The following is a 23,177-nucleotide window of genomic DNA, read 5'->3' as shown; positions in this document are numbered from 1 at the left end:
CTGTATCGGGTCGATTAATGACGGCTGTCCAGCGCCTGCCGGATCAGCGACTCCAGTTCAGGGTACGTGTTGACTGCATAGGTCATATCCTGGCGCTTCAGCGCGCGCTCAACTTCAGCGGCTTTCTCGGTAATTAACGGATAGCCCATGGCACCCGCCGTTCCCTTGATCTGGTGGATCTGGCGCTGCAGTGCCATCCAATCCTCATTATGAATAGCCTGCTCCATTTCCTGAAGTCGCGCCGGAAGCCCGTCCAGGAACTGGTCCACCAGGTACTCAATATCCGGATCCATGGCGATTTCGGAGGCATCACTGTACCCCGACTCACCCAGGTGTTTCTGCAGCAGGAGCTGCAACTGACCGGAGTCGATCGGCTTGTAGAGAACTCCGTCACAGCCCGCCTTCTGCAGTTCGTCCACCTCCGTCTCATCACCGGCGGTGAATGCGATGATGGGGCGACGGAAACCGGTCTGTCGCAGCATGCGCGTCGCCTCGGGGCCATCCATTTCAGGCATGTGGCTGTCCATCAGGATCAGGTGAACCGTTTCGGACATGGCGGTGCTGACCGCTTCGGAGCCCGTCTCACGCTTGATAACGTCCACCCCGTAGCGCCTGAGCAAGCGCTCTACCAACCGGCTGTTGTCCTCATTGTCCTCGGCCACCAGGACGGTGCCCTGGAACTGGTGGTTGGCCTCCGTGCGCGCCTCGCCCCTGACGGTAAGATACCGGGCCAGGGCCTCGTAGAAGCGGCGCTTGTCGATCGGCTTGGCCAGATAGTCATCGCAGCCCGCCTCCCTGTAATCCTGGAGATCCTCGGCCATGACATTGGCGGTCAGCGCCAGTATCGGCGTATTGACGCCCGCCTCCCGGATGGCTCTGGTGGCGTCGCGGCCGTTCATCACCGGCATCTGGATGTCCATCAGGACCAGATCGAAGGCCTCCTTGGTGGCCAGCTCCAGTGCCTCGGCGCCGTTGCCCACATGCACGACTTCAGCGCCGGTCCGGGTGATCAGGAGGTCTACCAGCTTGCGGTTCACCTCATTGTCCTCGGCACAGAGAATGCGGCCGGAAAGGTGAGGGGCCTGCAGCATCGGCAGCTGTCGCCGACGCTGGGTCATCTCCGAGGCGTCGCGGATCAGGTGGATACCTTCGAGGGAGCCGATGTCGATGCTCACTTCGAATTCGCTGCCCTCGCCCCAGGAGCTGCTTACGGTAATATCGCCGCCGAGCAGTCCCGCGAGATGCTTGGAAATGCTGAGCCCGAGCCCGGTTCCGCCATACTGGCGGGCGGTGGCGGCCGAGCCCTGGGCAAAGGGATCAAAGAGCCCCGCAATCTGGTCGGGCTTCATACCGATACCGGTATCCACCACGCGCGCATACAGTTTCTGGCTGTCACGATCGCAACGGATCGCAATATGGATACTGCCGCTGTCCGTAAACTTGAGAGCGTTACCACAGAGGTTGATCAGGATCTGGCGGAACCGGGTCGGGTCCGTGCGGATGGTCTCCGGCAGCGGGTACTCGCACTGGATGAAGAATTCCAGGCCCTTCTCCCGGGCACGCGGCGTAAAGAAGGCGCGGACCTCGTCCAGCAGTTCCGGCAGATTGACGTTCAGGAACTCCACATCGAGCTTGTTGGCGTCAATCTTCGAGTGATCCAGGATGTCGTTGATCAGATCCAGAAGGTGGCGCCCGGAGCGGACCACCGTCTCCGCGCTGTTGCGTTTTTCGGCCTCGCTCAGATCCGGCTCCATGAGGGTTTCCCCATAGCCGATGATGGCCGCCAGCGGAGTCCGGATCTCGTGGCTCATGTTCGCCAGGAACTGACTCTTGGCGGCAGCGGAATTGCGGGCGATCTCCTTTTCCAGGCGCTCGTTCTCCCGCTCCTTTTCAATCTCGTGGCGCTGGCGGCGTTCGGTCACGTCCACAAAGGTTCCCTCCAGGTGGCTGGGGTGGCCCTCCTCGTCATAGATGGTGCGTATGGACACGTTGGCCCAACGCTCCTCACCCTGGCGGGTCAGGAAGGTGCCCTCGACACCGTGCACCTCGCCCTCTTTCTCGAGCTGTCGGATAACCCAGTGGCGAATGCTGGACTGCGCGAAACAGGCGCTCAGGGCATCCGGAATCTGGTTGACCATCCCGTCCACGCTGGGATAACCCAGAATGCGCGCCATGGACGGGTTGGCGTCCAGGAAGCGACAGCCCGTCGACATCTGGAAGATCCCCTCCATGGCGTTCTCGAACAGGGCCCGATACCGGTGAAGGTTGGCCACGGCCTGCTGGTTCCACTCAATGGCCTCGCGCTGGACCACCTTGATGCGGTTGGCAAAGGCCAGTGACAGCAGGATGTTCTGGGTCACGAACCCGATCTGGGGCGTATGCCGGGCGAATCCTTCAAGCGGCAGGTACCCCATGACCGCCGTGCCGTAAAAACCTACCCCGGAAAGCGTACACAGCCAGGAGATGAAATAGATCCCGGCACTGGGAAGCTGCTCGCGCCAGGCCCTGAAGCTGACCGCGATCATAACCAGCGCCAGGATCACCGATCCGATCACCGTCCATTCCATGGCGGCGTGGTAGCTGCGGAAAAGACTCAGGACAAAGGTTGTCGCCGAGGCATAAAGACAGAGCCTGAGCACCTGATCAAGCCAGGGCGCCCGATGACGGGTATCCAATAGCTCGCGGGCCATCAGAAGCCCGAAGATCCAGGTGAACTGTATGAAGATGTGCAGGTAATCCTTGTGGAGCCACCCCTGGAGCTCACCGAAAACCTGCATGCCATGGACCTGCTCGGTCATGACAAAAAGCATGGCGAAGAGAATGTAGGTCACATAGAACACGTACCCCCACTCACGCACCACCATGGTGACAAAGACGTTGTACGCGAAGAGCGCGAAGAGCGCGCCCATAAAGAGTCCCTGGATCCATTCATCCACCGAGACCTTTTCGATATACCGATCCAGTTCCCAGACGTGCAGTGGCAGCCGCATCGTGTTCTTGGTTTCGATGCGAAGGAAAAGCGTCACTTCCTCACCGGCGTCCAGGTCGAGCCGGTACACCGGATTGGGCACCGCGAACTCCCTCCCCGACCAGCTCTCGTTGTAGCGATGGCGATGCTCCCCAATGACTTCGCCATTGCCGTCCACCACGAACAGATCCGCTTTATCGACCAGCGGCAGAGACAATTCCAGCACCCAGTCCTCAACCGGATCGCCCCCATTCTGATACGCAACGGTGCGCCGTACCCAGAATACCGACTCGGTGTAGCCGTAGTTGAGAATACCGGAGGTATGATGGTTGAATTCCGGCGCATCCGGACCGAGCAGGTCCTGGAGAGTCAGCTCGTGGCTGGAGTCCTGGTAGTAATAGAAACAGCTGGTGATGTTATGGTGGCCCTGCCCATCGCGGATCACCAATGGCTCGCCCGTACACTCCTCACTGGCGCCGGCCACCAACGGCGCCAGCGTCAGGGCCAGGAACACCAGTAGTCCGGTAAACCACCGCTTCGGGCGGCCAGTGCGAGCGCTTAGGTGCAAAACTGTGATCTCTCCGGGCGCGGTGGAAGCAGTAAAGCATTATGATGCAAATTGTCACTTACCGGAACAGTATGGTTGTAGGACCTGATTCATGAAAATGCCGGATTGTTTCGAAGCGTATCGCATCCTCCCCCTGCTCGCCGCAGTGCTCCTGGTCGCCGGTTGCGACAGCGGCGTCTCCACTGGAGGCAGCAATAACAGCTGCACTTCAGGCTTCTCCCAGCCCAGTGGGTTCGAGCAGGAATTCAACACCTTCACCATTGGCGAGGACACAACGCAGAACCCGGTCGGAGCCACTCTCGATAAGACCATGTTCCGACAGTTCTTCCTGGCGTCACGCCCCGCGGATGATGAGCCCAACGACGATGCGAGGAATCTCTACGAATTCATGGTGAGCGAAACCGATGCCTTCGCGGACCTCGACGAGGCATTCGTCGATAAGCCCATAGACAAGGACGACGATGGGCAACCAACCGAGTACCAGAGTGTACGCAATGGCTTCGACCTTTTCGAAGCCATGATCATCGCCTCGGAGCAGTTCGAATCGCTCCAGACCGCCCGCGACGCCATGGCGTCCTGCGCCCGGGATACCCAGCAAGCCTTCGCGGAGGACGAGGACGCTCTCCCCGGCAGCATCGTCGTGCGCAACATAAGGGTCAAGCAAGAAGGTGAAGAACCGGACGAGTGGGGCTTCCAGGTCAACTACGCCCACAACCCCGAACCACTGGATTTCGCCACCCCCTTCGGCGCCAACGTCGGCAGGGTGCTCTTCACACCGGACAGTTTTGTCCGCACGCTTTACGACTATGAGGACTTTACGGGCAGCGGTGCCGCCAGCGGCTTCAAGCAGCCCGCCGTGCTGGTAGCCGGCTTCAATGCCAGCCTCAACGATAACGATAAGAACAAGGACCGAGCCTCGATCGTCTTTGAGTCATTTCCCTTAGATGATACCCAGGATGACCGTGGCCAGGAGCGCGGCGAAACGGATCGCTGGTCGTGGAGTTTGGAAGAAGGGACCGACCAGTTCGTCGTTAACGAGGGTGACGAGCCAGATCGCTGCATCCGGGTAACCATCGACTACAGCGATGAAACCAGCTCGGAACGGATTAACGTGCAGTTTTCCAAGGAAACGTGCCCGCGGATTACAGAAACCGAAGAGTTCAAGAAAAACAGGGAGTTTAGCTACACACCAGAAAATCCGGATGTTTCTCAAACCCGCTAGTAGCGAACGGCACCCAACTTAATCGGCAGCGGTGGGGATCACTATTCAGGATGCTCTTTCGCCAGGGATGGCGAAAGCGCAGCGTACAGGGATGTATTCACAGCGTATCCTGAATAGTGATCCCCACCGCTGCCAGGCATCCAATCTCGCAGTCTTGGGACTAAAAAAGAAACGAAAGGATCCGTTAACGACACCCGCAATGGGTATCCATCCCCCACCGCTCCATAAAATCCTGCTTCTTACGGATCATGCGCTCATAGGTACTGATGATGGTAGGACTGTGGAGGGAAGGCGACTCACGAAGCGCGCTTACCCGTTTTTCCAGACTGACCAGCTCTTCACAGAGACGCTCGTGAAGATGCTCATGAACACTGCTGAACTGATCCAGTGCCACATCGGGTGCTGTTGGTTCCGGCTCTGATCGCCGGTGGCGGTGTCTAACTTCCTGTTGTTCCATCTCCATGATGTCACCCTTCCCTGATTGACGATTTTCGCGCATTTTCCCTGTTTCGGCAGTCCATTGCAACAAGAAGTGAACGCATTTTCACTATATGACCGATGCCGCCTGCCTATTCCCAAGAGGGCGTTGCGTCTCGGAAAGCACCGGAAAGCTCCGACAGACCTGGTGCACAAAACCCGCAAGGGCCGGCAGATGATGACCCACAATAGGAATGCCGGTATTGATCAGTGATACAGAGATATCCCGTGCAGGATCCGCCCAGCACCACTTATTGATCAGCCCCACATGCCCGAAGGCCTCACTCGAATGCTGGCCCCAGAGACCGACCGGATCGGCACCCAGCATGAACCCCGCGCTGAAGCGCATCGGAACCATCATGGTACGATCGAGCTGCATGGACCCAGAAGCCTGTATGGCCCCCACCACCGTGCTCTCCGCGCAGATCCGCCGACCATTCCAGGTGCCGCCATTGAGCATCATCTGGAAGAAGCGCCCCATCTCCTCAGAGGTGCCACAGAGATTGCCCGCCGGAATAACCGCCTCCTGGAAGCGTGGGTCATTGCTCACCTCGGCCACCGTATCAATATCACCGCCCAGGGCGCGGCGCACAATCCATGACATCGGGAAAACCAGTTTCGGGCCGGTGGCGTAATTCCAGGCCAGATCCAGGAGCTGGTCATGGTTGATGCCATAGGTGAAGTAGCGCATCTCCATGGGTTGGCGCAGGCGGCGATCGAGCAGAGTATCAATGCTCTCCCCGGTAACCCGCCGGACCAGCTCACCCAGTACATAACCGCCGGTGATCGCATGGTAGGCCACCTTGCTGTCATCGGCCTGTATGGGGCGGGCGTCGCAGAGAAGATTCCAGATGCGCTGCTCGTCCCAGAGCGCTTCGATGGGGGTATCCGAGGGTAGTCCGGGAATACCTCCGCGATGGGACAGGATCTGGTGGATGGTGATGTGTTTCTTGCCGTTGCGAGCGAACTCCGGGCAGTAATAGCTGACCGGTTCCAGCAGGTTGATCAGCCCATCCTCGGCCAGGATATGGATCAACAAGGCCGTGACCGCCTTGGAAGCGGAAAAGTAGCAGACCGGCGTCTCCGTGGTCATGGGGACTTTGGGGCCATCCGGCCTGTCATGGGGGCCATTGCCCTGGGAATGGCCCAGGGCGCGCTGCAGAAGCACTTCGCCACGATGCCTGAGCGTAATCTGGATGCCGGGGTGGGTACCGGTACGATACAGCGCCTGTACCCGCTCCCATACGGCCTCCACCGCGCGAGGTTCGGCACCAACCCTGGCCGGTTCAGTTTCAAGCTCGTCGTCAATCTCCGTAACGCGATCAAGGTTCGCGGGAATCCGGCTGCTCTGGAGCGTTCTCCGAAGCCATTCGTTCATAGGCCCTGCTCTCCTGATTGTCCATTGCTCGTTGCGCTCACAGTATGGCACGGAATCACGGATCCGGCTTATTCCCGGACGATTCCAGCCTTGCTTCAATCCGGTCAAGCTGCGCCTGCAACGCCTGCATGTTCTCGTGGATGTGGTGCACTTCCACGGCCTCGCCTTCGCCCTTTTCCTCATCCACGAGCCGGGCTTCCTTTTCCATCACCTGGAGCACGATACCGATCATCATGTTGAGGAAGACAAAGGCTGTGAGGAATATAAAGGTGAGATAGTAGATCCAGCTCCAGGGGTAGAGCTCCTGGGTCTCATACATCACATCCGTCCAGTCCTCGAAGGTGGCGATGCGGAACAGGGTGAGCATCGAGCGCGCGATATTGCCCCACAGGAACTCATTGATATGGGCGAACAGGAAGCTGCCAATGGCCCCGTAGATGTAGAAGATGATGAACATCAGCAGCACCACGTACCCCATGCGCGGAATCGCCTTGAACAGCGACGCCATGAGAATACGCAGCTCGGGGATCAGCGACACCAGGCGCAGTACCCGGAAGATGCGCAGCAGCCGCGCCAGCAGCACCATCTCGGAATCATCAATGGGAATAAGGCTGGCCACGACAATGCAGAAGTCGAAGACGTTCCAGCTGTCCCGGAAAAAATCCCGGAGCCGGGGTTCCGCCGCCATCCGGATCAGGATCTCGATCAGGAAGAAGATCGTCACCGCCCAGTCCAGAACCCCCATGATGCGGTCGAAGCGGCTGACCTCCTCATAGGTGCGCGCACCGATCAACAGGGCGGATACCAGGATAATGGTGATGACCGCTGCCTCGAAAAGCCGGTTTCGGTGCAGGGCTTCGAGGCGCTGCTTCATGTAGCCCGCTGAGGTTTTCATGGCTCCTGCAACTCCTACCACTCGGATGAGCAGGCATTATCCATAATTTGACTTCATCACCATACGCCGGTAGGGTAAAAATCACTCAATAGACGACCGGTCTAGTTGGCATGGCAAATACGCAACGTAATCCCAACCTGCGCCAGGAGCTTCTGGACGCGGGCATGAAACTGCTCTCCGAGCAGGGCTATCACGGCACGGGCCTCAAGGAGATCCTTGAGCGGGTCCAGGTGCCAAAGGGTTCCTTCTACCACTACTTCAGCAGCAAGGAAGCCTTTACGGCGGAAATCATCACCGATTACACCGAAACCCTGCTGGCGCTGATGGATCAGCATGTGGAGGGTACGGAGTCATCTGCGCGCGAAACCATTCGTCACCTGTACCGCATGATGGTGTCCGAGTTTGAGCGTCGTGGCTGCATCCGTGGCTGTCTGCTGGGCAACCTTGCGGCGGAGATTGGCGCATCCAGCGAGCGTTGCCAGCATGCACTGCAGCAGGGTTACCGGGCCTGGCGCCAGCGCTTTATACCGCTTGTCGAAAAAGGCCAGCGCAACGGCGAATTCCGCGACGACATCCCTGCCGGGGCACTCGCCGATATCTACTGGAACCACTGGGAGGGCGGCATACTGCGCATGAAGCTTGAGGGCCAGGCCGATATTCTCCGCCAGGACCTGGACTGGCTCCTGGACTGCCTGATGGCGCCGGCCCCTCCCAACATCTGATACCGATTCCTTCCCCGATCACCGAGGAGCACCTATGACCAGCACCCCCGAACTCAACACGGAACTGCGCCTCAAGCGCGGTGCGCCGATCAAGAACCGCCTGGCCAAATCCGCCATGAGCGAACAGCTTGGAAATGGCGAGCACAACCCGGACCAGCGCCTGTTCCGGCTTTACCGGACCTGGGCGGAAGGCGGCATCGGCCTGGCCATGACCGGCAACGTGATGATCGACCGCAATGCCCTGGGTGAGCCCAAAAATGTGGTCCTTGATGAACAGAGTGACTTCGATGCCTTCCGGCAATGGGCCAGCGAGGGCCAGGTCAACGCCACCCGGCTGTGGATGCAGATCAATCATCCCGGCAAGCAGATTCCCCGGTTCCTGAGCCGCGAGCCCGTGGCACCCTCGGCAATTCCCCTGGGACGTGGCCTGGAAAAGCTTTTCGCAACACCGCGTGAGCTGGCCGACACTGAGATCCGCGACATCATCAGCCGTTTTGCCTTTGCCGCGGGCAAGGCGAAGGAAACCGGATTCTCGGGCGTGCAGATCCATGGTGCCCATGGCTACCTGGTCAGCCAGTTCCTGTCGCCACGCCATAACAAGCGCACGGATGAATGGGGCGGCTCACCGGAGAATCGCCGTCGCTTCGTTCTGGAGGTCTATCAGGCCATCCGAGACACCGTGGGACCGGATTTTCCCGTCGGCATCAAGCTCAATTCGGCGGACTTCATGAAGGATGGATTCAGTGAAGAGGAATCCATGGACGTGGTCCGCGCCCTGTCCGAGGCCGGAATCGACTTGATCGAAATCTCAGGCGGAACCTATGAGGCACCGGCCATGACCGGCTTCAAGGCCAAGGCTTCGAACGAGCGGGAAGCCTACTTCCTGGACTACGCGGACGCGGTACGCCGGCATACCGATGTGCCGCTGATGGTTACCGGGGGTTTCCGCTCCGGCAGTGCCATGCAGCAGGCGCTGGAGTCCGGAGCCACGGATCTCGTCGGCCTGGCCCGCCCCCTGGCGGTGGATCCGGCGCTGCCGCAGAGCCTTCTGAAGGATGCCGGCGCGAAACTCGCCATCAAGCGCCCGACCACGGGACTGCGCAACCTGGATAAGGCGCTGATGCTCGACATCACCTATTACGAATCCCATCTGGCGCGTCACGCCAACGGCAGGAAACCCAAGCCCGGCCTGAGCCCCTGGATTACGGTGGCCAGCACCTTCGGCGCCATGGGCCTGAACGCCTTCAAGCCCCGCAGGGCCTGATCCGGAAACGGCTGGCGTTGGCTCTACCCTTCGACGGAGCCCGCCAGCCCCAGCGTATGGTCCGCCAGCAGATCCACCAGGTCCTCCGGCAGGTCGTGGCCCATGCCCTCAACCCAGTGCAGGCGTGCGCCGGGAATCATCCGATGCAGACGGCGCGCCGAGTCCGGGCGTATCAACGGGTCCGCGGTGCCATGAACAATGATGGTGGGAACGCGGATGCGGCTCGTGACCGGTGACAGATCCCCCGTTGCAAGCACGCCGCGCATCTGGCGCATGATGCCCAGGGGGCGATAGCTGCGCTGGTAATTGTTGCGGATCCGTTCCATGGTGGCCTCCTGGTCCCGGGGGTAGGCGGGGCTCTGGATGCGCTTCCAGAGTTCCAGCCCCCGGGCGACGACGGCCTCCTCATCGTGACCCTTGATATTACCCCCCTGGAGCCACCAGATCACATCGGCCCTCGGCATGCGAAGACGCGGGCTGTTGTTCGAGGACATCACCAGCGTAAGGCTGCGCACGCGCTCGGGGTGATTCGCTGCCAGAATCTGCCCGATCATCCCTCCCATGGAGACACCCTTGATATGGGCAGAGCGGATGTTGAGGGCATCCATGATCCCCAGCGCATCCTGGGCATGGTCATAGAGAGTGTAGGGCGCGTCGATCCGCATCCCGAGCCGGAACTGTGCCATGGCCTTGAGCGGATGGCCCCGGAGCGGCGCATCGACTTCCGAGGATAGTCCGATATCCCGATTGTCGTAACGGATTACCCGGTAGCCTTCCGCCGCGTAGCGTTCGAGCAGGGGCTCCGGCCAGAAGGTGAGCTGAGCGCCCAACCCCATGATCAGAAGCAGGGGCTCACCGGAAGGGTCGCCGCGCTCCTCGACACAGAACTCCAGGCCGTTGCTTTTGACCATGCGGGTTTCAGGCATCACTTCGACCTCCAAGACGTTGACCGATGGCATCACCGAGCACAAGCAGAACGGGTGTCACCAGCAGGGTGAGCACGGTCGCAAAGCCAAGACCGCCGGCGATGGCGCTGGACAGCTGGGTCCACCACTGGGTGGATGGCGCATTGATGCCCAGTGAGGGTGTCAGCAGGTCCACGTTCACGCCCAGGACCATGGGCATCAGCCCCAGGATCGTGGTGATGGCCGTCAGCAGCACGGGGCGCAGGCGCAGGCACCCGGTTTCCAGGGCGGCCTCCCTGGCGGGTAGACCATCCTTTCTCATCACATTATAGGTATCGATAAGGACAATGTTGTTGTTGACCACGATACCGGCCAGGGCAATGATCCCCATGCCCACCATGACAATACCAAAGGGCTGGGCATTCAGCAGCAGGCCCATAAGTACCCCGGCGGTGGACAGCACAATGGCGGAAAGGACCAGAACGGCCTGGTAGAGGCTGTTGAACTGGGTAACCAGGATGGTGAACATCAGGAAGATGGCCACCATGAACGCCGAGGAGAGAAACTGCGAGGCTTCCTGCTGATCCTCGTTCTCGCCCGCATAATCCACCCGAACGCCCTCCGGCAGGGTGGGTATCGCCTCGCGGAGCGCCTCCAGCCGTTCATTGACCTGTTCACCCTGGGCAACATCGGCCTTGATGGTGACAGTGCGCTGGCTGTCGACCCGGTGCAGCGTGCCCGTCTTGGGCGCGGGCCTCAGCGTTGTGAAATTGGTGATCGGCACCTGGCCACGCTCGGTATTCAGGGTGAGGCGCTCAAACTGGTCAAGGTTGCGCCAGAATTCGGGCATCCGCACCAGAATATCCACTTCATCGCGCACATCTTCGGGCCGATAGGTCGCCAGAACCAGTCCGTTGGTGACCAGGCGAACCGCGTTGCCCACACTGACCACATCGGCGCCGAATCGAGCGGCCGCGTCCCGGTTCACATCAATTTCCCATTCGATGCCGGGAAGGCTGCGATTGTCCTCGACATCCATGAAACCACCCAGCTCGCCCATGGTCGCGCGGATGCGGTCGACGGCGGTATCCAGCCCCCCCGAAGTGGCCCCCCTGACCTTGAGTTCGATGGGTTTGCCCTGTCCAGGCCCCTGCTCCTGCTGCCGGAACTCGAGGACAATGCCGGGAATGTCGGCGGTGCGCTCACGCAGGTCCGCAATAATGGTATTGGCCGGGCGGCGCTCATCCCAGTCCCGGAACTGGAACTGGATGGTTCCGATCACATCCGGCGCCATCTGGTTACCGGGGTCCGTCATGGAGCGCGCATAGAGCGCTTCCACTTCCCTGAGACCCTGCAGGCGGCGTTCAACTTCCCGCACGATCCCGTCCTGCTCCCATACGGACAGGTCGCCCCGGGCCCGCACCTGGACCTGGGCCGAATCCGGTTCAACACTCGGGAAGAATTCCACGCCGTGATTGAAACGTGCGTAAGCCCCGTAGATCACGGCAATAACGGCAAGCATGATCAACAACGTGCTTCCCGGGAACGTCAGCGCGCGATCCAGCACCCGCCGGTAGGCGTTACCGAAAGCGGAAGGAACGGGCTCCCCCGCGCCGGATCGACCACCACTCACGCCACCGAGAACAGGAAGAAAGATCAGCGCCATGGCGAGTGACATCAGCAGGCACAGGATCACGGTGATGGGCAGGAACTTCATGAACTCACCGACCACACCGGGCCAGAACAGCAGTGGGATGAAAACCGCCAGGGTGGTGGCGGTCGAAGCGATAACCGGCCAGGCCATGCGGATCGCCGCCTCGGCCCAGGCCGTTCCCGGCGACTGCCCTTCCAGCAGGTTACGGTCGGCCAGCTCGGATACCACGATGGCTCCATCCACCAGCATGCCGGCCACCAGGATCAGGCTGAACAGTACGACGATGTTCAGCGTGTAACCCAGAGTCCATATCAACAGTATCCCGGAAAGAAATGCCCCCGGAATGGTGAGCCCCACCAGCAGGGCGGAGCGCGGCCCCATGGCGGCGAGGATAATGATCAGCACCAGCACGATGGCGGTGAGCACATTGTTGAGCAGGTCCCCGAGAATATCGGTCACGTCCTCGGACTGATCCATGATGGTGCGGACGGTGACCGCCTCGGGAAGGCGCGATTCCGCGCGGGACATCAGGTGCTGGACTTTGCCGACGGTCTCGATGATGTTGGCGCCGGCACGCTTGGAGATCTCGAGGACCACAGCGGGCTCGCCATTGATCCGTGCAAATCCCTTGGGATCCTTATAGGTGCGCTGGAGCGTCGCGACATCCGCGAAGGTAACGACGGAACCATCGGCCACCTTCAGCGGCATGCTCATGACGTCCTCAAGGGTCTCGATGACGCCGGGCACCTTGATGGTCATGCGCCCGGAGCCGGTATCCAGGCTGCCAGCCGCCACGAGCTGGTTATTGCGTGCGACCCGGGTTCCCAGTTCATCGTAATCAATGCCGTAACTGTCCAGGACCTGGGGGTCGACGACCACCTCCACCATGTCTTCCCGGTCGCCGGCGATCTCCACTTCGAGCACCTCGGGGATGCCTTCAATCTCATCCTGGAGCCGGCGCGCCATGGTGATCAGCTCTTCCTCCGACAGGGGACCGGAGAGGCCGATGGACAATACCGGGAAAAGCGCCACATTGACTTCGTTGACCCGGGGTTCATCGGCCTCCGAGGGCAGGTCGTTGCGGGCAATGTCGACCTTTTCCCGGACGTCCTGCAGCGCCTTATCGGAATTAAAGCCGGCGTCGAATTCCAGCAGTATGGAAGCATGGCCCTCGGAAGCGGTGGCACTCATCTCCGTGACTCCCTCCAGGGAGCGCAGTTCCTGCTCCATGGGGCGGATCAGCAACCGTTCCGCATCCTCCGGGTTGACCCCCTCCAGGGTCATGGAGACGTAGATCATGGGGATGGCAATATCCGGATTGGCCTCCTTGGGGATGTTCTGGAAGGCCACGATCCCGCCAACGACCAGGAACAGCAGGGTCAGTATAGTGGTCCTGGACCGGTTCAGCGCGGCGTAGATGAGCTGGCGCATGGCGATCTAGCCCTCGCTGCCATCATTGGCCCGAACCGGCACCACGGTCTCCCCGGGCCTGACGAAACCAGCGCCCCGCGTTATCAGCTGGATCCGAAGAGGCAGACCCGCAACCCAGGCGCCGTCATTATCCGTGCTGAGCAACCGGACCCTTGAGAAACGGACCTGATTTTCCCCGTTAACATGCTTCACACCAAGCTTGCCCTGTTCATCCAGGTTCAGATGAGCTGGCGAGAGACGCGTCGCCAGCACCTCATCCAGCCCGATTCGCAGCGTTGCTGTAGAGCCCGCCACGCGCAGCTGGCCCGGGTTATCCAGTTCCGCCTCAATGCGGAAGCTGCGGGTCTGCGGATGGGCCGCGCTGGCGATAAAGGTCAGCGTCCCCGTAAGCTGGCGCCCATCCAGAAGCACAACGCGCACAGGCTGGCCCCTCTCAAGCCGACCGGCCTGTTGCTGGGGAACCCGCCCCGTCGCCTTTAACCGGTCTGTCCGGACCAGTTCCGCCAACGGATCGCCAGGCTGCACGTCATCTCCCAGCTCAACCGGGCGCTCGTTGAGCACTCCATCGAACGGGGCCGGCGGGCTTGAGTCCTCCATCCCAAGGCGCGCCGTCCTGACTCGTGCCCTGGCAGCGGCAACATCCGCCTTTCGGGCCAGGAATTCGGACTGGGAGGCCAGGTTCTCACCGCGCAGACGGGAGGCACCACTGAGATCGGCTTCGGCGCGTTCGAGTTCCGCCCGGGCCTGTTCGAGCTGTTCGCGCCGGCTCTCTTCGGAGAGCTGGATCACGGCATCACCCTCGGACACCGAATCACCGAGCGCGACCGGGATCGCCTCAACCGTCCCGGCAACCTTTGATGTCAGGGTCACGGCCCGCCAGGGTTCAAGCTGTCCCTGAAGCACGACTTCCGGTTGATACGGAGTGGCCTCTCGAATCCCGACCTCGACACGGGCGGGCTGATCGGTGCCGGCCTCGAATGGATCCTCCATGGACTCGCGACTCTGGCGGATGTCGCCGCTCGCCAGCCAGATGACGAGCCCCAGAGTGAGTATGACGGCCAGGGCAACGGGGCCCCGGGGTAAGCGATTGATCATGGTGACGCCTCCGGGCCGGGATCCGGGAATCGGCCCAGAAGTCCGGCGGTGATGAACTCGACCACATGCTCGGAATAGATCTCGAGGCTGGGTGTTGCATGACGCTCCAATCCCAGCCCGCCGGCAGCGATACGCGCCATAACGCCCTGGAATACCGCGTCCACGCCCCAATAAAGGGACTCAGGCGACTTTGGGGGGATCTCGCCTGCGGCGACGGCCGCCTCCACAAGGCGATGGAAGAGCGCATTGTACTGTTCATCCAGGGCCTGGAATGCGCCGCGCTGGGATTCGTCAAGCCGGCTCTGGAATTCCGGTCGATCACAGTGCAGGCACAGCTGGACCTCAAGGGGGTGGCTCAGCATCCGCGCAAAGGCGGCGCGGATGACCTCGCGGATACTTTCCAGCGGCGATGGCCGATGAGGCATGGATTCGTACTGCTCAAGGCAGCTGCGGGAGAAGCGCAGGGCGAGAGAGGCGTAGATGGCCTCCTTGCTGGCAAAATGCTTGTACACGGTGCCCTTGGCGACACCGGCCCGGGCGGCAAGCTGGGAAACCGTCACCTTCTCCCAGCCGCATTCCCGGAAAAGGGCAAGTGCGGTGTCCAGCAGCAACTCTTCCCGCTGACGAAACAGCTCATCCTGATAGCGCATGACTCCCTCACAATATGACCGTCAGTCATTATATGACTGGCGGTCACGGGTCACAATGAGGGATTTGGCGGAATTGCTGCGTACGGAATCAGGACGACGCGGATGGCCGCCACTGCTGGAGTTTTTCGTAGGTTCGGATGATGGTATCGACGTCAAGTGGCGGACGGATCATCCCGACGAAGTCCCCTCCCGGGGAGATCAATGCGATATGGGAACTGTGCTGGACCTGACCCGCATTGTCGGAACCCGGCGTGCGGGAAAAGGTCGCATTCAGGTCCTTGGCCAGGGCTTTCAGGGTCTCGCGATCGCCAGTCAGGCCCCGGAAATCATCGCCAAAGAAAGTGACGTAGCGGTTGAGGACATCCGGCGTATCCGTTTCCGGGTCCGCACTGATCATCAGGAATCGGGGCTCGGTAACGCGGTCCGGCAGGCGTTCAGCAGTCCTTGAGAGCGTCGCCATCGTCGTTGGGCAGATGTCCGGGCAGCTCGTGAAGCCTACAAAGGCAATGGTCCACTGCCCCTGCAGGAAACGGTTATCCACCTCTTCACCCTGCTCGTTGATCAGTGAAAAGGGGCGGATATCCCGGGGGCTGTCATAGAGATAGACATTGTCCGCATCGACCTCGGGCGCCGCGGCGCCGTTATTGCCAAGTTCGCCATGGCTTGCGCGCCACTGCTGGTACATCGCGAATGACATAACGCTCAGTGCGATAAGGACCAGAAGCGCTACGGTAATGACAATATTGCGGCTTTGCGACATGAGTGGCTCCTAGAAACGGACGAAATGATCCACCAGAAGGAATACGAACAGCAGCATCAGGTAGGTAATCGAATACTTGAAGGTGGCAAGCGCAACACGACGGTCATCCCCGCGCCAGAGGCGTACCGAGTACTGGAGAAAACGCAGGCCAAGCAGAGTGGCACCGACCAGGTAGATCATCCCGGACATGCCGGTCGCCACCGGCATCAGGCTGGCGGCGATCATCATCAGGGTATAGAGCAGGATATGCAGCTCGGTAAACCGGTTACCATGGGTGACCGGGAGCATGGGAATATCGGTCTGCGCGTACTCTTCCTTCCGGTGAATGGCAAGCGCCCAGAAATGCGGTGGTGTCCAGGCGAAAATGATGAGCACGAGCAGCAACGCATTGGGATCCACGGTTCCGGTTACCGCCGTCCATCCCAGCAGTGGCGGCATGGCCCCGGCGAGCCCGCCAATCACGATGTTCTGGGGAGTGGCCCGTTTCAGGAAAAGCGTATAGATAACGGCATATCCCACCAGCGAGGCCAGGGTGAGCCAGGCCGTCAGCATGTTGACCTGCCAGATGAGTACGATCATACCGGCAAGCCCGAGGCTGACGCTGAACCCGAGGGCATCGGGGGTGCTTACCCGCCCTGTCGCAACCGGGCGGCGGCGGGTCCGTGCCATGCGCTGATCAACCTCGTGGTCGACAACGTGATTGATGACTGCGGCTGACCCGGACAGGAGCGCGATCCCAAGATTGCCGAAAAAGACCACGCCAAGGCCGGGCAGGCCCGGCTCCGCCACCAGCATGCCGATGACCACGGTCAGCAGCATCAGGGCAACGACCTTGGGCTTGGTCAGTTCAAAATAATCACGCCAGGTAATCGGGCGCTGGGCCATGGAGGCCGTCGACGTTTCATTGCTCATAATCAGGCCAATAGGGCGGTTTATGGTTTCACGCTCGTCGGCTGTTCCGGTGGCGACACCTGGTGAACGCGATAGATCAGATTGATGACCGCCAGCAGCAACAACGCGCCAAACGCGTTATGCGCCACGGCGATGGCGACCGGTATGTGCAGAAGCACATTCAGGATCCCCAGCGCAACCTGAACCAGGAGGATCCCCAGGCCAAGCCAGGCGGCACGCGAAAGACGGTGACCGCGGGTCAATTTGATAAACGACAAGAATAACGCACCAAGCACCACCGTGACCATGATGGCACCAACACGATGGCTCAGATGGATCGCCACCCGGGCGTCATTGCCCAGCGTGCCCCCGAGGTAATTGGGACCCACTGACTGGAACACATTGAAGCCTTCCGGGAAGTTCGTCTCAGGCCACCACTGGCCCTGGCAGGTGGGCAGGTCGGGACAGGCAACCGCTGCATAGTTCGCCGCTGTCCAGGCGCCAAGCGCAACCTGGAGGACCACCACAACGAGGCCCCCGTAAAGCCAGGGGCGCAGGCGCAGTAGCGCTGCACGATTCTCAGCAGACAGACTCCGCCCCGGCGCATACTGGCGACCAAGGCGCAGCAGCAACAGGAAAAGCAGGCTCAGTGTGGTAAAGCCGCCAAGGAGATGCGCCGCCACTACCTGGGGCCAGAGGGAAAGCGTCACGGTCCAGGCGCCGAAAGCGGCCTGAAGGACCACAAAACCCGCGGTGAACGCCGGTAGCCTGACCGGTGTTTCCTCATCCCGGCTCATCCAGGCGGCGATGGCGATACCGAAAATCACCAGACCAAGGGTACCGGCCGCATAGCGGTGGATCATTTCCGGCCAGCCCTTGGACGCGTCGACCGGCGAATCGGGATAACGGGCCTCCGCGAGCTGAATCTGCTCCTCGCCCGTGGGGACCGACAGGAATCCATAGCAGCCCGGCCAGTCAGGACACCCCAGACCGGCGTCCACAAGCCGGGTCCAGGCACCCAGCATGATGACCACAAGAGCCAGCAGACACCCAGCGAGTGTCGCAACCTGTAGGCGCCGATGGCGACTCTCAAAAAAACCAGGGCCGGGACTCAAGTTCATGATCGGTTAGTACTCCACATCAACCCAGTGGTGAGGAATCCAGAAGATGCTCCACATCATCCAGAAGGTCTGTACCGTTGTGGCGGCTGTCGTAGCGCAGGACGAGATTGCCCATGGGGTCGACCACAAAGACGGTGGCGTTTGTCTCGCCGTCGCGGGCCTTCCCGGAGAAGGGATTACCCCCATCCGGCGCGGCCAGGGTCAGGAGTCGCGGATGTTCTCCCGAATCCGGTACCGTACCGTCCCCCGCGACAAAGGCTCTGCGCACCCGATCCGCATCGCGGTGAAGCCGGCGGTGGACACTCCTCGAGACATCGAGCCACTGCTGGCACGCTTGTTCACACTGATCCGCCGTCACAATAATCCACCACTTGGCGTCCTCATTTTCAGGCAGGAACCGCTGGGCGAAGGGTTCATCGGATGCGCTCAGGTTCATGCTCGAAATGCCTTCACGCGTGTCAACGAACTCGCCGTTGTTGGTGGTTGAAGAGGGTATTCCCCAACCGCTGAAGTACATGCCGGTGGCCGCAATAAGCGGCGCTATGGCGATGGCGAACAGCAGCCCTGCCTTGATGCGGGAACGACGGGTTTCTTCTGGCGTAAAATCGCGTGGAGCCAATTACTCATCCTCGTGTTTGCGGAAACTCGTCGCCACAGTCAGCGTCAGGAGCAGGAGGGCCAATGCAAACCACTGGGCCGCGTAGCCATAGTGGGTGGCAGCCCCCATGCGCTCGGAATCCCAACCGGCTTTCAGGGCCCCGGGTTGGGCCTCGTTCGCCACCCGGACCATGGACGGGTGGACCGTCCTTTCAGGACCGGCGGCCCGCTCCGCTGTCAGTTTTGCCACCCTTCGGGGCCAGCCCTCCGCATTAACCGGATCGACATCCCCGAGCACCATAGGCTCTGGCCAGTCCGAGACCCTCGCGCGCACGGTCACCGGATTGCCCTTCGGCACCGCGACCTCCGGGAGCCGATCGCGGCTGCCCGGGCCGGCCACCCAACCCCGATTCACCACAACGGGACCGGAATCCGTGTGGAACAGGTGCAACACCTCGTAGCCCCGGCGTCCTTCACGGGTGCGGTTGTCCAGCATCCAGACAACCTCGGAGTCGTACCTGCCCTCAAGTATTACCGGCTGACCCACGGCACCTGTCTCAGGCGGCCACCCAGAAGCCCCACTGCCCTGCTGCCAGCGTTCCGCCTGGGCCTGCTTCTCCCAGGCCCGATCAACCTGCCAGACACCCAGCCCGAGAAGAACAGGGACAAGCAGGGCGGCGAACACCCAGATCTTGGGTTCAGGGCTCCACTGCCAGTTGCTCCGCGATTCAGCCATGCTCTGTTATAGTGATCGGGTTCATACAGCGTCAAGAGATCCGGTTATGCTCAAGGTTTTGATTGTGCTCATTCTGGCCGGCATTATCGCCAGCCTCTTCAGCAGCTTCTTTTTCCTGATGAAGGACGACAGCGGCAGCCATCGGACCGTTAACGGACTGATCGTCCGGGTCTCCCTCTCGGCACTGCTGCTTATTCTTATTGGGGTGGCGGCGATGACGGGGAACCTGAGCCTGAACGCGCCGCCGTTCTAGACGGCGGCGCCTCAGGCACACAGGCTTTAGACCACGTACACGAAGATAAAGAGGATGATCCAGACAACATCAACGAAGTGCCAGTACCAGGCACCGGCCTCATAACCGAAATGGTCGTGACTGCTGAAATGGCCCTTGATCAGGCGGACCAGGATCACGCTCAGGATAATCCCGCCCAGAAGCACGTGGAGGCCATGGAAACCGGTCATCAGGAAGAACAGGCTGCCATAGATACCTGAATCCAGCGTCAGGTTCAGGTGCGCGTAAGCTTCAATATACTCTTCAACCTGGAAGAAGAGGAATACCACGCCCAGCAGGACCGTCAGAGCCAGCCAGTTAATGGCGGGCTTGCGCTTGTCGTGCATGAGGGCCTTGTGCGACAGCGTCAGCGTGATCGACGAGGTGACCAGGAGCACGGTATTGAGAAGCGGCAGACCCCAGGCACCAATTACGGAATCGGGCCCCTTGAAGGCGCTGTTGTCCGGGTTGTTGATCAGAGGCCATTGCGCCTCAAACCCTTCCCAGAGCATGTTGGCGGCCCCCTTCGCACCCTCGCCGCCGAGCCAGGGCACGGCAAACACGCGAATATAGAAAAGGGCGCCGAAAAGGGCGGCAAAAAACGCAACTTCGGAGAAAATGAACCAGGCCATGCCCTGGCGGAAGGAGCGATCCATCTGGGCGTCATAGAGGCCGGAGCGGCTCTCATTGATGACGTCACGGAGCCAGCCCACGATCATATAGATCAGGGTCAGTGCACCAACCGTGAAGAGCACCCAGGCAGTCGTGGTCGGGTCCCCGTTCGACTGGTTGACCAGCAGTGTCCCGAACCCGAAAAACAGGAGCAGCATACCGATACTGCCCACAATGGGCCAGATGCTCGATTCCGGTACATAATAGGATTGGTTGCCTGACATGCAGCCTCCGCTGTTACCCTTGATCCGTTACCGTTTCCGAGCCTTCAGCGCCCGCGGAATGCGGTCGTCATAGGCCCGGTTGTGTTGTTATACCTGCCCTTCAGTCAACCTTCGGTGGCTGCTCAAAGGTGTGATAGGGAGCCGGTGATGGCACCGTCCACTCAAGCCCTTCAGCACCATCCCAGGGACGCGCCGGCGCCTTGTTACCACTGCGGATCGCCCGATAGACGATGTAGACGAGCAGCAGCTGACTGATGCCGAACAGGAAGGCACCAATACTGGAGATCATGTTGAAGTTGGCGAACTGAACGGGGTAGTCCACATAACGCCGTGGCATCCCGGCCAGGCCCACGAAGTGCATCGGGAAGAAGGCAACATTCAGGCCGATGAACGACAGCCAGAAGTGCGTCTTACCCAGGGCTTCGCTGTACATACGTCCGGACCACTTGGGCAACCAGTAGTAAACGGCGGCGAAGATGCCATAGATGGCGCCGGGAATCAGGACGTAATGGAAGTGTGCAACCACGAAGTAGGTATCATGGTACTGGAAGTCCGCCGGCGCGATCGCCAGCATGACGCCGGAAAGCCCGCCAACGGTGAACAGCACCACGAAACCAATAGCAAAGAGCATCGGAGTCTCGAAGGTCAGCGAGCCACGGAACATGGTCGAGATCCAGTTGAAGATCTTCACGCCGGTCGGAACCGCGATGATCATGGTCGCGTACATGAAGAACAGCTCGCCGGCGATCGGAATGCCCACGGTAAACATGTGGTGCGCCCATACCAGGAATGACAGGATGGCAATGGCCGCGACCGCATAAACCATGGATGTATAGCCGAAGAGCGGCTTACGGGAAAATGCTGGAATGATCTGGGAAATAACACCGAAGGCCGGCAGGATCATGATGTAGACCTCGGGGTGCCCGAAGAACCAGAACACGTGCTGGAACAGTACCGGATCACCCCCGCCGGCGGCGTCGAAGAAGGCCGTGCCGAAATGGATGTCCATCAGCATCATGGTCACCACACCGGCAAGAACCGGAAGAACGGCAATCAGCAGGAAGGCCGTGATCAGCCAGGTCCAGACGAACATCGGCATCTTCATGAAGGTCATGCCGGGAGCGCGCATGTTGATGATGGTGGCAATCACGTTGATCGCGCCCATGATCGAGGAGATGCCAAGGATGTGGATGGCAAAGATGAAGAAGGTGGTGCTGTCCGGCCCGTAGGTCGTGGACAGGGGCGCATAGAAGGTCCAGCCGAAGTTCGGAGCGCCGCCGTCCATGAAGAGCGTGGAAACCAGGATCAGCGAGCCGGTCACCAGCAACCAGAAACTCCAGTTGTTCAGCCGCGGCAGCGCCATGTCCGGGGCGCCAACCATCAGCGGGATCATCCAGTTGGCGAGCCCCACAAACGCGGGCATCACGGCGCCGAATACCATGATGAGACCATGCATCGTTGTCATCTGGTTGTAGAAGGCGGGCTGGATCAGCTGCATGCCGGGCTCGAAAAGCTCCGCCCGGATCAGCATTGCCATGGCGCCGCCCACCAGGAACATGGTGAAACTGAACACCAGGTACATGGTGCCAATGTCTTTATGGTTGGTGGTAAAGAGCCACCGCGCTATGCCTTTGGCCGGGCCGTGGTGATCGTGATCCACGGCGTGAGCGTCTGCAACCGCACTCATTTTGAACTCCCGTTACTGAAAACCTGGATGGTTTATCCGTCTTCGCCGGTCTGTTCGGCGACCCACTCTCTGTATTCGTCCTTGGGAACCGCCTTGACTTCAATCGGCATAAAGGCGTGTCCCTGCCCGCATAGTTCAGCACAAAGACCGCGATAGGTGCCTGGCTCGTCAATGCGGGTCCAGTTCTTGTTGATGAAACCCGGAATGGCGTCCTGCTTCCAGCCAAACTCCGGAACCCACCAGCTGTGGATAACGTCGTTGGAGGTAATCAGGAAGCGGATCTTGGTGTCCACCGGAAGCACCAGGGGATTATTCACTTCCAGATTGTAGGTATCCGACTTCTTGGACAGGTTATTCTGCTCGGCAGAAGGGGTCGTGGGTGAGCTGAAGAAGCTGATGTCTTCATCCATATACTCATACTGCCAGCGCCACTGATAACCCGTAACCTTGATCTCAAGCTCGGCATCCGAGGAGTCGTACATATCCACCAGGGTAGCCGTTGCGGGAATAGCCATGGCCACCAGGATAAGGAACGGGATGACGGTCCAGATGATCTCGACCGTGGTGTTCTCGTGGAAATGGGCGGGCTCAGCGCCTTTCGAACGGCGGTAGGCAAGTACCGACCAGAGAATTGCCAGAAATACACCCACGCCAATGACAACACAGATCCAGAAAACCCACATATGCAGGTCGTAGATCGTGTTGCTCATGGCGGTTACACCCTGGGGTAGATTGACTCCCCACTCCGCAAACGCTGTTGCCGGGGCGGTCGCAGCAGTTGCCAGGGCACCGGCACGCAGGGCCTGCACGCTCATACCTCGTCTCCACCAAGAATTGTGTTTCGTCCCCGCTGAGTCCGGACACAGGCATCCCCATTAAGAGGCTGTGCGGCGGGGGAACAATGATTGTCGCGCAAAGTTACGCAGAGTTTATCGATTTTTCCGCGATTGACAAGCATCAAGCCTCAAATTTTAGTCGACTTTGCCTTT

The 23,177-nt window shown here is 60.3% G+C and carries 20 protein-coding genes; 4 read left to right on the top strand and 16 right to left on the bottom strand.

What is annotated here, in order from left to right:
* Nucleotides 1–14: 14 nt before the first annotated feature.
* A complete protein-coding gene (locus DES49_RS01100) occupies nucleotides 15–3,536 on the bottom strand; it encodes a response regulator (protein WP_243864789.1) in 3,522 nt (1,173 codons plus the stop codon).
* 91 nt (nucleotides 3,537–3,627) lie between these two features.
* Here DES49_RS01100 and DES49_RS01095 point away from each other — a divergent pair, with 91 nt between their 5' ends.
* Nucleotides 3,628–4,758 (top strand): hypothetical protein, encoded by a 1,131-nt coding sequence (locus DES49_RS01095; RefSeq protein WP_133734541.1) that lies wholly within the window; start codon nucleotides 3,628–3,630, stop codon nucleotides 4,756–4,758.
* Nucleotides 4,759–4,942: 184 nt separating this feature from the next.
* On the opposite strand, the gene DES49_RS01090 is transcribed toward DES49_RS01095, so the two are convergent.
* The 3 genes from DES49_RS01090 to DES49_RS01080 all read right to left on the bottom strand — a co-directional run bounded on the left by DES49_RS01090 (nucleotide 4,943) and on the right by DES49_RS01080 (nucleotide 7,508).
* Entirely contained in the window at nucleotides 4,943–5,221 is a 279-nt protein-coding gene (locus DES49_RS01090) for a hypothetical protein (protein WP_133734540.1), read from the bottom strand.
* A gap of 84 nt (nucleotides 5,222–5,305) precedes the next feature.
* The gene (locus tag DES49_RS01085; RefSeq protein WP_133734539.1) at nucleotides 5,306–6,613 is read right to left on the bottom strand and encodes a serine hydrolase domain-containing protein; all 1,308 of its coding nucleotides are present in this window, start codon (nucleotides 6,611–6,613) and stop codon (nucleotides 5,306–5,308) included.
* A 55-nt stretch (nucleotides 6,614–6,668) separates the two neighbouring features.
* Nucleotides 6,669–7,508 carry an ion transporter gene (locus DES49_RS01080; protein WP_133734538.1) on the bottom strand — a complete coding sequence of 280 codons (840 nt, stop codon included), beginning with the start codon at nucleotides 7,506–7,508 and terminating at the stop codon, nucleotides 6,669–6,671.
* 110 nt (nucleotides 7,509–7,618) lie between these two features.
* On the opposite strand from DES49_RS01080, the gene DES49_RS01075 reads away from it, so the two are divergent.
* Together DES49_RS01075 and DES49_RS01070 are read left to right on the top strand one after the other, a co-directional pair.
* Complete coding sequence (locus tag DES49_RS01075; RefSeq protein ID WP_133734537.1) at nucleotides 7,619–8,230, top strand: TetR/AcrR family transcriptional regulator; 612 nt, start codon at nucleotides 7,619–7,621, stop codon at nucleotides 8,228–8,230.
* 34 nt (nucleotides 8,231–8,264) lie between these two features.
* Nucleotides 8,265–9,494: an NADH:flavin oxidoreductase/NADH oxidase family protein gene (locus tag DES49_RS01070; protein WP_133734536.1), complete on the top strand. Its 1,230-nt coding sequence runs from the start codon at nucleotides 8,265–8,267 to the stop codon at nucleotides 9,492–9,494.
* Between the two features lie 23 nt (nucleotides 9,495–9,517).
* On the opposite strand, the gene DES49_RS01065 is transcribed toward DES49_RS01070, so the two are convergent.
* The 9 genes from DES49_RS01065 to DES49_RS01025 all read right to left on the bottom strand — a co-directional run bounded on the left by DES49_RS01065 (nucleotide 9,518) and on the right by DES49_RS01025 (nucleotide 19,334).
* Entirely contained in the window at nucleotides 9,518–10,420 is a 903-nt protein-coding gene (locus tag DES49_RS01065) for an alpha/beta fold hydrolase (RefSeq protein ID WP_133734535.1), read from the bottom strand.
* Nucleotides 10,413–13,484, bottom strand: coding sequence for an efflux RND transporter permease subunit (locus tag DES49_RS01060; RefSeq protein WP_133734534.1), 3,072 nt, complete (start codon nucleotides 13,482–13,484; stop codon nucleotides 10,413–10,415). Before DES49_RS01060 ends, DES49_RS01065 begins: the two co-directional genes overlap by 8 nt.
* Before the next feature lie 6 nt (nucleotides 13,485–13,490).
* Nucleotides 13,491–14,579, bottom strand: a complete 1,089-nt coding sequence (locus DES49_RS01055) for an efflux RND transporter periplasmic adaptor subunit (protein WP_133734533.1) — start codon at nucleotides 14,577–14,579, stop codon at nucleotides 13,491–13,493.
* The gene (locus tag DES49_RS01050) at nucleotides 14,576–15,229 is read right to left on the bottom strand and encodes a TetR/AcrR family transcriptional regulator (RefSeq protein WP_133734532.1); all 654 of its coding nucleotides are present in this window, start codon (nucleotides 15,227–15,229) and stop codon (nucleotides 14,576–14,578) included. The genes DES49_RS01055 and DES49_RS01050 overlap by 4 nt, the downstream gene beginning before the upstream one ends.
* An 88-nt stretch (nucleotides 15,230–15,317) precedes the next feature.
* Nucleotides 15,318–15,989 (bottom strand): SCO family protein, encoded by a 672-nt coding sequence (locus DES49_RS01045; protein WP_133734531.1) that lies wholly within the window; start codon nucleotides 15,987–15,989, stop codon nucleotides 15,318–15,320.
* Between the two features lie 9 nt (nucleotides 15,990–15,998).
* Nucleotides 15,999–16,901: a heme o synthase gene (gene cyoE, locus DES49_RS01040; RefSeq protein WP_133734530.1), complete on the bottom strand. Its 903-nt coding sequence runs from the start codon at nucleotides 16,899–16,901 to the stop codon at nucleotides 15,999–16,001.
* Between the two features lie 20 nt (nucleotides 16,902–16,921).
* Nucleotides 16,922–18,001 (bottom strand): COX15/CtaA family protein, encoded by a 1,080-nt coding sequence (locus tag DES49_RS01035; protein WP_133734529.1) that lies wholly within the window; start codon nucleotides 17,999–18,001, stop codon nucleotides 16,922–16,924.
* Nucleotides 18,002–18,020: 19 nt separating this feature from the next.
* A complete protein-coding gene (locus tag DES49_RS01030; protein WP_133734528.1) occupies nucleotides 18,021–18,620 on the bottom strand; it encodes a hypothetical protein in 600 nt (199 codons plus the stop codon).
* Nucleotides 18,621–19,334: an SURF1 family protein gene (locus tag DES49_RS01025; RefSeq protein WP_133734527.1), complete on the bottom strand. Its 714-nt coding sequence runs from the start codon at nucleotides 19,332–19,334 to the stop codon at nucleotides 18,621–18,623.
* A gap of 46 nt (nucleotides 19,335–19,380) precedes the next feature.
* On the opposite strand from DES49_RS01025, the gene DES49_RS01020 reads away from it, so the two are divergent.
* Nucleotides 19,381–19,587: a DUF2909 domain-containing protein gene (locus tag DES49_RS01020; protein WP_133734526.1), complete on the top strand. Its 207-nt coding sequence runs from the start codon at nucleotides 19,381–19,383 to the stop codon at nucleotides 19,585–19,587.
* A gap of 26 nt (nucleotides 19,588–19,613) precedes the next feature.
* Here the strand turns inward: DES49_RS01020 and DES49_RS01015 are convergent, their stop codons facing one another.
* The 3 genes from DES49_RS01015 to coxB form a co-directional block, all read right to left on the bottom strand.
* Nucleotides 19,614–20,501 carry a cytochrome c oxidase subunit 3 gene (locus DES49_RS01015; protein WP_133734525.1) on the bottom strand — a complete coding sequence of 296 codons (888 nt, stop codon included), beginning with the start codon at nucleotides 20,499–20,501 and terminating at the stop codon, nucleotides 19,614–19,616.
* Between the two features lie 100 nt (nucleotides 20,502–20,601).
* Nucleotides 20,602–22,188: a cytochrome c oxidase subunit I gene (gene ctaD / locus DES49_RS01010; RefSeq protein ID WP_133734524.1), complete on the bottom strand. Its 1,587-nt coding sequence runs from the start codon at nucleotides 22,186–22,188 to the stop codon at nucleotides 20,602–20,604.
* A gap of 32 nt (nucleotides 22,189–22,220) precedes the next feature.
* Nucleotides 22,221–23,003: a cytochrome c oxidase subunit II gene (gene coxB, locus DES49_RS01005; protein ID WP_133734523.1), complete on the bottom strand. Its 783-nt coding sequence runs from the start codon at nucleotides 23,001–23,003 to the stop codon at nucleotides 22,221–22,223.
* Between the last annotated feature and the right edge of the window lie 174 nt (nucleotides 23,004–23,177).

The organism is Halospina denitrificans (genome assembly GCF_004364635.1).
GTDB classification, from domain to species: Bacteria; Pseudomonadota; Gammaproteobacteria; order Pseudomonadales; family Oleiphilaceae; genus Halospina; species Halospina denitrificans.
The sequence above is the reverse complement of the archived record's forward strand: the minus strand, read 5'-3'. Positions and strand labels throughout refer to the sequence as shown.